We start from the raw sequence: 14,058 nt of genomic DNA on the forward strand, positions 1-14,058 counted from the left end.
CATAGTTCATGTTTGTGGTTAAAAAGCATTTCATTTGTTTAAACAAACATAACTATGTGTTTGTTTAAGCTTTCAATAAATTACATGGTTGATTTATAATGATGGTTTTGCGCCCGGACGTTGTGTTTCCGGATTTAGTGCCATAAGGCAATTGCGTACAATTGCTCTTTTTGCTAATTCAATTTTGAAAGTATTATGTTCGTAGCCTTTTGCGCCATGCAGAATTATTTCGGCTGCAGCCAAAAAATTATCACGATTGGGTTCTTTGTCTTTCAAAAAATCTTCGGCTTCTGTAACGCGCCATGGTTTGTGCGCAACACCACCAAGTGCTATTCTGGCTTCTTTTATTTTATCATTTTGAAGATCAAAAGCGGTGGCTACAGAAACGAGTGCAAAGGAATATGAACTTCTGTCGCGCAATTTTAAATACGAATAGTTTTTTTCAAATCCCTTTTGGGGAAGATCGATACTGGTGATGACTTCGCCGTGTTTAAGGTTATTATCAATATTGGGCGTGTCTCCGGGCAGTCGGTGAAATTCGGCGAAAGCCAAAACACGATCTCCATCCGGACCTGTAATATTTACGGTTGCGTTTAAAGCCGCCAAAGCCACACACATATCAGATGGAAAAACGGCAATACAATTATCGCTTTGTCCTAATATCGCGTGAATACGATTATAGCCCGTAATTGCTGAACATCCTGAACCGGGATCGCGTTTATTGCAAGGCGTGTTAATATCATAGAAATAATAACATCTTGTTCTCTGGAGAAGATTACCGCCATTGGTTGCCATATTCCTGATTTGTGCTGATGCTCCGGCTAATATCGCTTTTGATAATAACGGATAGCGTTCTTCTATAATGGGATCGTAGGCCGTATCTGCGTTGGTATGTAAAGCTCCTAAACGGATTCCGCCATCGTCAAGACGAAGTATGGAATTATTTTCTGTAAGGGAATTGATATCTACCAATTTATCGGCTTTGGTAATAAAATATTTCAGAAGGTCATTGATATTGGTTCCTCCCGCCACAATCTTATTCCGAATGTCTCCGTTAATTTCAGCGATTGCATGCGCTGCGTTTTCTGCTTTTGTATAAGAAAAATTATTCATGATAACCTCCTTCCTTCACCTGCATAATGGCTTCTATTATACCTTTATTAGCACCGCATCTGCAAAGATTTCCGCTCATTAATTCTTTGACTTCTTCTTTGGTGTTGGCTTTGCCTTCTTTTAGCATTCCAATAGCGCTGCAAATTTGCCCAGGCGTGCAATATCCACATTGAAAAGCATCATTTTCTATAAATGCTTTTTGCATTGGGTGCAGGTTTTCTCCATCAGCAATTCCTTCGATTGTCGTAATTTCAGAACCGTCTTTCATTACAGATAATGTGAGACAGCTTAATACACGTTTTCCATCAACAATAACGGTACAGGCACCGCATTGTCCGTGATCGCATCCTTTTTTTGTACCTGTAAGATGAAGCTGTTCGCGTAAGGTGTCGAGCAAAGATGTCCACGGTAAAAGTGCTATATCATATTGTTTGCCGTTTACCTTTAATTGTATAGCGTGAGTTTTATTCATGTTCATGGGAATTATCATTATTATAAAAACCTGATAACAAATCAAATACAGCTGAAATTAATTTCGAAAAGCGTGTATTTAAACAAAGCCTGCAGTATTAAAACTACAGGCTTTTCTTGAATCAATAATTAACATTTAAAGTAACTTGAATCAATGTATAGATTAAAAATGTAATCTATTTTCTTTAGTATTTTTTGTCTACTTCGGTGTTGCTGTTGCTGAGTCTTTTCTCACAGACGTTGTGTCTGGCGCAACCGTTGTTGTTGTATCTACTGTTGCGTTTATACTATCAACGGTAGTGTCTGTAGAATCGTAAGTTGTTTCTGCCGGTACAGTATCATTTTTTTTACAAGAAAATGAAAGACCTGCTAAAATAAGAAGCAAAGCAATTTTGGATTTGATAAGTGTTTTCATAATAATAGGTTTTTATTAATACTAATAATCAAATTTAGCTTTTAGGTTGCATAAAGTCTTACATAATTATTTCCAATACTTACAAAATAAAACACCTAAGACTCTAATTTTAAATTAATTATAATAAAATAATCCTAATTGAATAAATTATAAAATAAAAAAAGGTGCATATTACTGCACCTTTTGTCATGTTTATATAAAAATCGCGAATCTTCTTTATATTATTTCTTATCGATTCTGTAAAGTCTTCCGCCATCAGTAACGGCATATAAAGCTCCGTCAGTTCCTTGAGTGATGTCTCTAAATCTCTGACCTTCGCTGGCAAGCAATCTTTCTTCACCAATTACTTTATTGTCTCTTATGGCAAGACGTATAATATGTGTTGCGCTTAGTGAACCTATAAATAGATTATTTTCCCATTCCGGTACACGATTTCCGGTATAGAAAGTCATACCACTTGGTGATACAACCGGATCCCAGTAATAAACAGGTTGTTCTAAACCATCTTGTTTTTGAATTCCTGCTCCAACTTTTTCACCGCTATATTCGATTCCGTATGTAATTGTTGGCCATCCGTAGTTAGAACCTGCTTTAATGCGGTTAATTTCGTCACCTCCACGTGGTCCGTGTTCGCTCTCCCAAACTTCTCCCGTAACCGGATGAAGTGCCAATCCTTGCGGATTTCTATGTCCGATAGAATATAATTCAGGTAATCCGCCACCACTAAAAGTAGGATTTCCAGAAGCCGGCTGACCGTCTTTTGTTATTCTGATCACTTTTCCAAGACCTGCCGTAAAAGATTGTGCCAAAGGTCTTGTCTCTAATACAGAACGTTCTCCGGTACTTACAACAAGATTTCCTGTTTTATCAAAAAGAATTCTTCCTCCATAATGAAGTGTACTTGGATTTGCCGGATTTGCACGATAAATTACCGTTGCGCCTTCTATTGTTTTTTCATCATTGGATAATCTTCCTTTTGCAACTGAGGTTTGGTTACCTCCTGTTGAAGCTTCTGAGAAAACCCAGTAAATCATTCTGTTGGTAGTAAACTCAGGATCCAGAACCAGGCCTAATAAACCTCCTTGTCCTGCAGCATTTACAGCAGGAGCTCCGGTAATCGCAGCGCTCACTACTCCTTCTTTGGTTACAATTCTAAAGGTTCCGCCTTTTTCAGTAACTAATAATCTGCCATCAGGTAAACTTTTTACTCCCCATGGAGCAGTAAGAGTTGAAGTAATAATTTTTCCTTCATAAGCGGTATTGGTCTGTACTCCATTTATACGTGTTTGTCCTGTAAAAGCAGGTGTATAAGTAGTATTGGGTGCATTTGTTTCTACGGGATTTGTAATCGTTCCCGGATCAGTGTCTGGAGTTTTGTCGTCATTTGAACAACTTGTGAACGCTAATAACGCTCCTGACAAAATAGCAATGTAATAGAAATTTTTCATGGTATTTGGGAGTTTAAAAATTAAATAAAGGTTTATAGACTTATATATGAAATTCTAAAAGAATAAGAATTTTACTTCATTTTTTACTGATCTCAAATTTCTTAAATTCTGAATAAAAAATCTTACATAATTTAACGCAGGATTTATAGAATTAATTGTTCTCTAAATCAATTTTGTAATAAAAATTAAAGTTAAATGCTCAAAATCTTTCCCTAACATCAAAAACCAATTTGGTGACAAGAAAATCCCGTTTGGTAACATATTTTTCTCCTGCCGCGGGTGTGATATATATTTTTGGTTTATAAGAGATATCAGGATTAAAGCATATAAAAAGCCTATCGTTTTAGTAATTAAGACCTTAACGTTTTTGTTTTTAAAATCAGGTATTTATACCTGATTTTAAAAAGCTTATATACAGTAATTTAGCATTATACTAAAAAACTGTCATTTTATATTTCTTTTATAAAAACAAAGTGACAAAACCAAAAACAAAAATTTATTAACTATCTAATACGATTAAAATTATGGAAGAATACATTGGAACCATTAAAGCATTTGCATTCAGTTATCCACCAAGAGGCTGGCAATTTTGTAACGGACAAATTATGTCAATAGCTCAAAACTCGGCGCTTTTTGCATTGCTGGGAACAACCTTTGGAGGTAATGGTCAAAATACGTTTGGTTTGCCTGATTTAAGAGGAAGAAGTGTTGTACACCCTGGACAAGGACCAGGTTTAAGCACTATTGGGTATGGTGAAATTGGAGGAGCTGAAACTACTATTTTAACAATAAACAATATGCCTTCTCATACACATGCTATTTCTCCAATAACTCTAAACCTTTCTACAACTGTTACAGCTATAACTGGCGGCACAGTAACTAATGAAACTGATAATGGAGCTAATTCTTTTGCAAGTGGCGGTTCTACAGCAAATATTTACAGTGAACCAGGTGGTACAAATACTACTGTAAAAGGAGTAACGACAACCGGAACAGGATCTGCAACTAATGGTATTGCAGGTGGAAACCAAGCATTTGGTATAAGAAATCCATATTTAGGTATTTATACAAGCATTTGCTTAGAAGGTGTTTTTCCTTCCAGAAACTAATAAATACAAAACAGAGGTAATAATTACCTCTGTTTTTTTAATCTTATTTTATGGATAATGATATCAAAGTAGGAATTCTGATTCCAAAATCACAACAGTATGCCACACTGGATAAAGATTTTATGCGAGGCTTAAAACTTAATGATCTCAAGGTGAAATTTTTTGTAGAAAGTATTGGTATTGGCTCAGATGAGAAAATGATAATTGATAAAATTCAAAAATTAAATTTTCAGGAAGAAGTATCAATTATCATTGGCTTTTTTGGTCATTATAATATAACAGAAGTTTATAATTATGCTTCAAATAATGATATTTTATTATTAGCGGCAGACCTTGGGGCAACAGTACCATATGATACGATAACACCAAAAGGAGTTTACATTAATTCGTTTGGATTAACCGAATCCTGTTATCATCTGGGTGGTTATCTGGCACGCAAAAAATATCAGAAAATTGCAACATCCAGTTCTTTTTATGATGTTGGTTACGGCATGCTTTCGGCCATTGAATATTCTTTTCAGGAAAAAGCTAATTTTTCAGGACATTATATTACTCCGTTTATTCCAAGAGAAGATGAGTCGTTATATATGGATCAGGTTATTAACAATCTGGAACCTGATGCCGTTTTTGCTTTTTACAGTGGTCTATATGCTGAGGAAAACGCCGGTTTTATAAAACAAAACAGAATTGCTCAAAAGTATCCTTTTTATGTTACCCCTTTTTTTATCAATGATAAAATTTTGGAAGATTATAAAAAGGAACCTCATGAACTTTATGTGGTAAGTTCCTGGATGCAAGATGATACAGAAACTGCCGATTTTATTGCTGAGTACAAAAATAAATACGCAGAGAATCCGTCAATATTTTCTATTCTGGGTTATGAAAACGGATTGATATTAAAACACACACTTCTTCAGGCAAACAGTAATCTTAATGTGAATTTTTTAATTAAGGAAATTGAAAAATTAAATATTAACGGACCCAGAGGAACTATCCGATTTGATCAAGATACAAACCGAACCATCTATGATTATTACATCTATGAATTAAATCTGGATTCTAATAATAATATAGGCTTTAGAAAAATTGAAACATTACAAAATGATGGACAATTTATTAAGGCCTTTACGTCTTTTACAAAGCCAGATCAATTGGGCGGCTGGCAGAACGCTTATCTATGTCACTAAACTAAATTGTATGTTATGAAAAAAAAATTACTCTTATTCATTATGCTCTTGTGCACATTTTTTGTGCATCAAAATGCAAAGTCACAGACTTTAGCAGCGGGCGATATAGCTTTTATTGGGTACAATACCAGTCCTTTGGATGGTTTTTCTTTTATTACCCTGAAAGAAATACCGGCAGGAACGGTAATCTTTTTTACGGAACGTGGCTGGGGTAGCGGAACCTGGGTAGCTGGAAGTACTGAAACACATTTACAATGGATTGTACCTTCTCTGACTCCAATAGGAACTGTTGTTTCAGTAATGGAAACAGCTGCCGATGTATTTACTGTAACCGGAACATCGGGTATTGGGTATGCAACTGGTTTTACCACCGGTTTTAATCTTTCAGCAGGTGACCAGATTTTGGCTTACCAGTCAGCAAGTGGAGTTTTACCAATTTTACCAAACCTGCCTACTTTTATTGCAGGTATTCACGGGGATTATAATTCTGCTGATTATGATGCAACCACGACATGGAATCTTTCAACTACAAGCGGAGGTCCAGGAAGTGCCCTGCCATTAGGATTAACGAATGGTTTAAATTGTATTTCTTTATTTCCGGCACCAGGTCCTGAAATTGCAAATAGTAAATTTAATGGTACGCTGACAGGAAGTGCTGCCGATATCATGGCAATCATCAATACGCCTGGAAACTGGATACATGATGTGTCTGTCAATTACACAATAACTCCGGTAAGTTACCCTACTCCTGCTATTACCGCCGCAGTAGCACCAACTGTTTCAACTACCGCCGCTACAAACGTTAAGGCAGTTTCAGCAACATTAGGCGGAAATGTAACCGCAGATGGTGGTGATGCAACTATAGAAAGAGGAATTGTTTGGGCTACAACGGCTAACCCAACAACTGCAAATACTAAAGTTCAAATAGGAACCGGTACCGGAACATTTACTGGTACAGTTACAGGACTTCCTGCTGCCACAACTATTCATTTTAGAGCTTATGCAACAAATAGCGGAGGTACTAATTATGGAAGTGATTTAACATTTAATACAGGAACTGCTTTGGGTACCTCATCAATCTCACAGACTAATGTGAGCTGTAACGGAGGATTTAACGGAACTGCTTCTGTTGTGGCAACTGGAGGTGCAACTCCTTATATGTATTCATGGTCGCCATCAGGAGGCACTGGAGCAACAGCAACAGGACTTAGCGCTGGCTCTTATACGGTAACAATTACCGATGGTGAATCAACACAAATTACAAGAAATTTTACAATAACACAGCCTCCTGTATTAAACGGAATTCCATCGGTAACAAATGTTTCCTGTAATGGAGGATCTAATGGTACGGCCACTATTAATGCATCCGGAGGTACTCCCGGATATACTTATTTATGGTCAAACGGAGCTACAACAGCTTCTGCAACAGGACTTTTAGCAGGAACGTATAGCGTAACAATTACAGATGCAAATTCTTGTACAAGAACGATAAGCAATATAATTGTTGGACAACCAGCTGTTGCTCTAAACGGAACTCCTTCGGTAACAAATGTTTCCTGTAACGGAGGTTCTAATGGTACAGCAACTATTGTTCCGTCAGGCGGAACTCCCGGATATACTTATTTATGGTCTACGGGAGCTACAACTCAAACAATAACAGGACTTGTGGCAGGAACGTACAGCGTATTAATTACTGATGCTAACGGTTGTCCAAGAACAATAACCGGCATTATAGTAGGTCAGCCTGCTGTTGCCCTGGATGGAACTGTCAATGTAACAAATGTTTCCTGTAATGCGGGAACTAATGGTACAGCAACTGTTACTGCATCAGGAGGCACTCCGGGATATACTTATTCATGGTCACCATCCGGAGGTACAGCAGCAACAGCTACTGGACTTGCAGCCGGAACATATAGTGTAACCATTACAGATGCTAATGCCTGTACAAAAACAATAGCAGGTATTATAATTGGACAACCAGCAGTGGCTCTTAACGGAACTCCTTCGGTAACAAATGTTTCCTGTAATGGAGGGGCTAATGGTACAGCAACTATTGTTCCGTCAGGCGGAACTCCCGGATATACTTATTTATGGTCAAACGGAGCTACAACAGCTACTGCTACAGGGCTTTTGGCAGGAACTTATAGCGTATTGATTACCGATGCTAACTCTTGTACAAGAAATATTACGGGAATTATAGTAGGGCAGCCTACAGCACTTAACGGAGCACCTTCTGTGGCAAATGTTTCGTGTAATGGAGGAAATAACGGTGCAGCTGGCGTTCTTCCATCAGGCGGAACTCCGGGATATACTTATTTATGGTCTAACGGAGCTACAACTCAAATAATAACAGGAATTTCAGCAGGAACGTATAGTGTAACCATTACAGATGCAAATTCTTGTACAAGAACAATAAGCAATATAATTGTTGGACAACCGGCAGCGGCTATTAACGGAACTCCTTCAGTAACAAATGTTTCCTGTAATGGAGGTTCTAACGGCACAGCAACTATTGTTCCGTCAGGCGGAACTCCCGGATATACTTATTTATGGTCGAATGGTGCTACAACTCAAACAATAACAGGACTTGTGGCAGGATCGTACAGCGTATTAATTACTGATGCTAACGGTTGTCCAAGAACAATAACCGGCATTATAGTAGGTCAGCCTGCTGTTGCCCTTGATGGAACTGTCAATGTAACAAATGTTTCCTGTAATGCAGGAAGTAATGGTACAGCAACTGTTACTGCATCAGGAGGTACTCCGGGATATACTTATTCATGGTCACCCTCCGGAGGTACGGGAGCAACAGCTACTGGACTTGCTGCCGGAACATATAGTGTAACCATTACAGATGCTAATGCCTGTTCAAAAACAATAGCAGGTATTATAGTTGGACAACCCGCAGTGGCTCTTAACGGAACTCCTTCGGTAACAAATGTTTCTTGTAACGGGGGGGCTAATGGTACAGCAACTATTCTGGCAACAGGAGGAACACCTTCTTATACTTATTTATGGTCAAACGGGGCCACAACAGCTTCTGCAACAGGGCTTTTGGCAGGAACTTACAGCGTAACAATTACAGATGCTAACTCTTGTACAAAAACAATAACGGGTATTACAGTTGGACAACCTGCTGTTCTTAACGGAACTCCTTCGATAACAAATGTTTCCTGCAATGGAGGATCTAATGGTACAGCTACAATTACTCCATCAGGTGGAACTGCAGGCTATACTTATTTATGGTCAAACGGTGCTACAACTCAAACAATAACAGGACTTGCAGCCGGAACGTATAGTGTAACCATTACAGATGCAAACTCATGCACAAAATTGGTAAATGGCATTACAGTTGGACAACCACCTGTATTGGCAGCATCACAAGGAACGATAAACAATGTGAGCTGTAACGGAGGATCAAACGGATCTGCAACTGTTATAACAACCGGAGGAACATTTCCATATACTTATGCATGGTCACCAACTGGTGGTACAGGCGCAACAGCAAGCGGACTTGCAGCAGGAACTTATACAGTTACTGTTACAGATGCCAACACTTGCCAGACAACTCAAAGTTTTACAATTAATGAGCCAGCTGCATTTTCTTTGACAACTTCACAAACAGATGTATTGTGTAATGGTGCTGCAACAGGATCTGCAACGGTAAACGTAACAGGCGGAACTGGTGCTTATACTTACTCATGGTCACCTTCTGGAGGAACTGCTGCAACAGCAACAGGACTTACTGCAGGAACTTATACAGTAACCATTAGCGATGCTAATACCTGTCAAACTACAACAAGTTTTACTATTGTTCAGCCAAATGCATTAACAGCAACACCTTTAGCACAAACTAACATTGGATGTCGCGGAGATGCTACAGGATCTGCAACGGTAAATGTAACCGGAGGAACCGGAGCTTATACCTACGCATGGTCACCTTCTGGAGGAACTGCTGCAACAGCATCAGTACTTACGGCAGGAACTTATACGGTAACCGTAAAAGATGCCAACTTATGTCAGACAACACAAAGTTTTACCATTACTCAGCCAGCTGCTATTTTGAGTGCTACTACAGCATCAGTTGGTGTTAGCTGTTTTGGAGGATCAAATGGTTCAGCAATTGTAACGGTTTCAGGAGGAACACCAGGATATACTTATCTATGGGCTCCATTAGGCGGTACAACAGCAACTGTTACGGGAAGACCGGCAGGAAATTATACAGTTACAATTACAGATGCAAACGGATGTACGTTGGTTAAAAATGTTACTATTTTGACTCCGACATTACTTTCCGCTACAACTTCTAAGACTGATGTTTCCTGTAATGGAGGTACTAATGGTACAGCAACTGTAACCGTATCAGGAGGAACACCGGGTTACACATATTCCTGGTCACCATCTGGCGGAACTGCTGCAACAGCAACAGGACTTGCTGCAGGAACTTATACAGTAACTGTTTCAGATGGCAATACATGTCAAACTACGGCAACTGTTACTATTGGCGAACCTGCAGTTTTAGCAGCAACGACATCAAAAACCGATGTACTTTGTAATGGACAAGCTAACGGAACTGCATCAGTAAGCGTTTCAGGAGGAAATGGAGGTTATACTTATCTTTGGTCACCTTCTGGCGGAACTGCCAATACAGCAACAGGATTATCAGTAGGAAATTATTCCGTATTAATTACAGATGCTGTTGGTTGTTCTTTAACTAAAAACTTCACCATTAATCAGCCTGCTACATTAACGGCGACAACTGCTCAGGTAAATGCAACCTGTATTGTTGGCGGACAAGCAGCCGTTACGCCAAGCGGAGGAACAACACCTTATACTTATTTATGGTCTAACGGAGAAACAACGCAAGTAGTAACAGGATTATTGGCAGGAAATTACACGGCTACGATTACAGATGCTAATGGATGTTCAATCGTTAAAAACTTTGTAATCACTACCATAAATACTTTAGTGGCAACTACATCTCAAACTGATGTTTTATGTAATGGTTCAAATACAGGAGCTGCAACTGTAGTACCAGCAGGAGCTCCGGGACCTTTTACTTATTCTTGGTCTCCTTCAGGAGGAAATGCTGATACCGCTACCGGACTTACAGCAGGTAATTATGCTGTAACGATAACTTCTTCAAATGGATGTTCGATTGTAAAAAACTTTACAATTACAGAACCAACTGCGATAGTAGTTACACCATCTCAAACAAATGTTTCTTGTAATGGAGGTTCTAACGGATCTGCTTCTGTAGCCGTAACTGGCGGAACCGGAGCATATACTTACTCTTGGTCACCTTCTGGCGGAACTGCTGCAACAGCATCAGGACTTGCTGCAGGAACTTATACTGTAACAATAAAAGACGCTAACTTATGTGCAACAACACAAAGTTTTACAATAACAGAACCAACTCCTTTGGCTGTTACACCGTCTCAAACAAATGTTTCTTGTAACGGAGGTTCTAACGGATCTGCAACTGTAAACGTAACTGGCGGAACCGGAGCATATACGTATGTTTGGTCTCCTGCCGGAGGAACTGCTGCAACTGCATCAGGTTTAGCTGCCGGAACTTACACCGTAACAATTTCAGACGTTAACTTGTGTCAGACTACACAAAGTTTTACAATAACAGAACTGGCTGTACTTGCTGCAACAACATCTCAAGTAAATGTTTCTTGTAATGGACAAAGCGATGCATCGGCTACTGTAAATGTAACAGGCGGAACCGGATCTTATACTTATGCATGGTCACCTTCTGGCGGAACTGCTGCAACAGCAACAGGACTTGCTGCAGGAACTTATTCTGTACTTATTACAGATGATAACAGCTGTACTTTAACAAAAACGGTAACTATAACAGTAATTCCGGATGTAACAGCACCTGTACCTAATGTAACAAATCTCCCTGCAATTACGAATTATTGTGCTGTTTTACCGGCAGAAATTGCAATACCAACAGCAACTGATAATTGCAGCGGAATCATAACTGCTACAACAACAGATCCTTTAACGTATACAACTGTTGGAAATTATGTAATTACATGGTCTTATGTTGATGCCAGCGGAAATACTGCAACACAACAGCAAAACATTAGCGTAACGGCGTCTCCTTTAAATCAGGTAACTTTTGCAAATTCCGATTTTACTTATAACGGAACTGTACGTACTATAAATGTGGCTAATCTTCCTGCAGGAGCAAGCGTAGTGTATGCTACTACTCCATCAACAGGAACAGTAAACGGAGCTACAAATGCAGGTCTTTATACCGTTACAGCAACGGTTTCACCAGCTGCAAGTTCGCCAAATTGTTCACCAATTACGCTTACTGCTCAACTTGAAATCAAAAAAGCTGCACAGCTAATTACTTTTGCTGCTTTACCACCAAAAACGCTTGGAGTGAACAACAACTTTAACTTAGATGCCTTTTCAAATTCAGGTTTACCAATACGTTACACATTTACATATACATCTGCACTTCCTCCGGCAAGCGTTACTTCCGGCGGTTTGGTAAGTATGATTAGATCTGGACAATTGGTAATTACAGCGCATCAGGATGGTGATGCTAATTATTTACCTGCTGCTGATGTTTCTCAAATTTTGGTAATCAAAAACAATGACGTAAGCGTTACAAGTATCACTATTGGAGGTCAGGTTTATAATAATCCTGCAAAAAATATCACATACGTAATGCCATGTGGACAAACTAATGTTAATATCGCTATTTTGAATAACACAAATGCGACCATTACGCCATCTGCCAATTTTACAATTGCGCCGCCAAAACCTGGAATTTATACGCAAAACGTTACCGTTACTTCAGAAGATGGAACTACAACGACTAACTACACAATCAACATAGAAAAACCATTTGGTTTCTATGATATTGTGAAACAGAAATTCAACAATGTCTTGCTTGTAAACAATAATCCGCAAACAAATGGCGGTTACGAGTTTGTAGCATACCAATGGTTTAAAAACGGTCAATTGATAGGAACCGGTCAATATTATACTGCAGGAAACGATACCAATAATATATTAGATCCAACTGCTGTTTATAGTGTAAAAATGACTACCAAAGACGGAAAAGTGCTTCAGACTTGTGATTCTGCAATTACACTGCAAAATTCACTAACTGCAAAACTTTATCCTAACCCGGTACAAGTTGGAAAAGTACTTACCGTAGAAGCTGATTTCCCTGCAGAAGATTTACAAAACATGCAAATTAGTTTGTATTCTGTTTCAGGACAATTGGTTAAAACAGTTCGTTCATCTTCAGTATTAACTGAAATACAATTACCTGAAACTACAGAGGGCAGTATGTACCTTGTTGTTCTTGAATCTGGTAACATCAAAAAATCATTCAAAGTAATTGTAAAATAAATAAAACCCGCCAGTACCAGATCAAAATGGTACTGGCTAATATAACTTTAAAATGAAAAAATATACACATATAAAATCATTAACTACCCTTGCGGCACTTATTATTATTTGCCTCAATAGTTATGGTCAGGATAGTTACCCTCAGGAAAGCAAACATGAAATATCGATAGCTGTTGGTGGTCCGTTTTCATTTCTGAAATATCACTCCGCCGGAGAAGTACAGACCGGAAATGGTATTAATGCCGGAATTCGTTATTCGTATTACCTCAACGAAGGTTTAAGTATCGGAATTGGAGCTGAATATCAAACCTACAATACCGATGGAAAATTTGGATATCTGGCAGGACAATACATGACCACAGATGCCGAAGATGAGAACTTTCAATTTAGATATAAAGCAACGAATTTAAGAGAAGAACAAAAACTGGGCTATATCAATGTTCCTCTTGTGCTTCAGTTTGAAACTCCGGGAACATCAAAATTATATCTTGCCGGAGGATTTAAAGTTGGTTTTGCCATTAGCGGAAGCTATGAAACTAAAATACAAAACCTGACTACAAGCGGCTATTATCCACAATATAATGTCGAATTATTTAGTCCTGCATTTGCCGGTTTTGCCAGCACAGATAATATTAAAGTAGGCAAACAGGATATTGATACGGATGTCTCTTATTCTGCTACTTTTGAAACGGGTTTAAAACAAAAAATAGCCGGCAAAAGCTGGATTTATATTGGCGTTTATTTAGATTATGGATTAAACAATATCTATGATAAAAACAACGATAAAAATCTTGTTCAGTACAATGCAGAATTGCCTGTACAATTTAAATACAACAGTGTATTGGAAACTCCATATACAAACGATATACGATTAGTTTCGTATGGTCTTAAATTACGATTTGCTTTGCATTAATTGTAATTTAGTTAAT

General features: G+C 38.4%; 8 protein-coding genes. 4 read left to right on the top strand and 4 right to left on the bottom strand.

Features of this window, described 5'->3' with window-relative positions:
- Positions 1-93 precede the first annotated feature (93 nt).
- The 4 genes from AC3QL1_RS17160 to AC3QL1_RS17175 all read right to left on the bottom strand — a co-directional run bounded on the left by AC3QL1_RS17160 (position 94) and on the right by AC3QL1_RS17175 (position 3,447).
- On the bottom strand, positions 94-1,113 hold the full coding sequence (locus tag AC3QL1_RS17160; protein ID WP_492493287.1) for an FAD binding domain-containing protein: 1,020 nt from the start codon (positions 1,111-1,113) through the stop codon (positions 94-96).
- On the bottom strand, positions 1,106-1,591 hold the full coding sequence (locus tag AC3QL1_RS17165) for a (2Fe-2S)-binding protein (RefSeq protein WP_492493288.1): 486 nt from the start codon (positions 1,589-1,591) through the stop codon (positions 1,106-1,108). The genes AC3QL1_RS17160 and AC3QL1_RS17165 overlap by 8 nt, the downstream gene beginning before the upstream one ends.
- Positions 1,592-1,783: 192 nt before the next feature.
- Entirely contained in the window at positions 1,784-1,999 is a 216-nt protein-coding gene (locus AC3QL1_RS17170) for a hypothetical protein (RefSeq protein ID WP_492493290.1), read from the bottom strand.
- 221 nt (positions 2,000-2,220) lie between these two features.
- Entirely contained in the window at positions 2,221-3,447 is a 1,227-nt protein-coding gene (locus AC3QL1_RS17175) for a PQQ-dependent sugar dehydrogenase (protein WP_492493291.1), read from the bottom strand.
- A 524-nt stretch (positions 3,448-3,971) separates the two neighbouring features.
- Here AC3QL1_RS17175 and AC3QL1_RS17180 point away from each other — a divergent pair.
- From AC3QL1_RS17180 to AC3QL1_RS17195, 4 genes are read left to right on the top strand one after another with little or no spacing between them, the layout of a single operon-like run.
- Positions 3,972-4,556, top strand: coding sequence for a phage tail protein (locus tag AC3QL1_RS17180; protein WP_492493293.1), 585 nt, complete (start codon positions 3,972-3,974; stop codon positions 4,554-4,556).
- Between the two features lie 50 nt (positions 4,557-4,606).
- Positions 4,607-5,743: an ABC transporter substrate-binding protein gene (locus AC3QL1_RS17185; protein ID WP_492493294.1), complete on the top strand. Its 1,137-nt coding sequence runs from the start codon at positions 4,607-4,609 to the stop codon at positions 5,741-5,743.
- 15 nt (positions 5,744-5,758) lie between these two features.
- Positions 5,759-13,129 carry a T9SS type A sorting domain-containing protein gene (locus tag AC3QL1_RS17190; protein WP_492493296.1) on the top strand — a complete coding sequence of 2,457 codons (7,371 nt, stop codon included), beginning with the start codon at positions 5,759-5,761 and terminating at the stop codon, positions 13,127-13,129.
- A 52-nt stretch (positions 13,130-13,181) separates the two neighbouring features.
- Positions 13,182-14,042: a porin family protein gene (locus tag AC3QL1_RS17195; RefSeq protein ID WP_492493298.1), complete on the top strand. Its 861-nt coding sequence runs from the start codon at positions 13,182-13,184 to the stop codon at positions 14,040-14,042.
- The last annotated feature ends 16 nt before the right edge of the window (positions 14,043-14,058 follow it).

The organism is Flavobacterium sp. GW823-FHT04A11 (genome assembly GCF_058796535.1).

Bases quoted from the DNA above. Each gene is read 5' to 3' on its own strand.
- AC3QL1_RS17185 (WP_492493294.1), top strand. From the start codon at position 4,607: ATGGATAATGATATCAAAGTAGGAATTCTGATTCCAAAATCACAACAG.
- AC3QL1_RS17160 (WP_492493287.1), bottom strand. From the start codon at position 1,113: ATGAATAATTTTTCTTATACAAAAGCAGAAAACGCAGCGCATGCAATC.
- AC3QL1_RS17195 (WP_492493298.1), top strand. From the start codon at position 13,182: ATGAAAAAATATACACATATAAAATCATTAACTACCCTTGCGGCACTT.
- AC3QL1_RS17165 (WP_492493288.1), bottom strand. From the start codon at position 1,591: ATGAACATGAATAAAACTCACGCTATACAATTAAAGGTAAACGGCAAA.
- AC3QL1_RS17180 (WP_492493293.1), top strand. From the start codon at position 3,972: ATGGAAGAATACATTGGAACCATTAAAGCATTTGCATTCAGTTATCCA.
- AC3QL1_RS17190 (WP_492493296.1), top strand. From the start codon at position 5,759: ATGAAAAAAAAATTACTCTTATTCATTATGCTCTTGTGCACATTTTTT.
- AC3QL1_RS17170 (WP_492493290.1), bottom strand. From the start codon at position 1,999: ATGAAAACACTTATCAAATCCAAAATTGCTTTGCTTCTTATTTTAGCA.
- AC3QL1_RS17175 (WP_492493291.1), bottom strand. From the start codon at position 3,447: ATGAAAAATTTCTATTACATTGCTATTTTGTCAGGAGCGTTATTAGCG.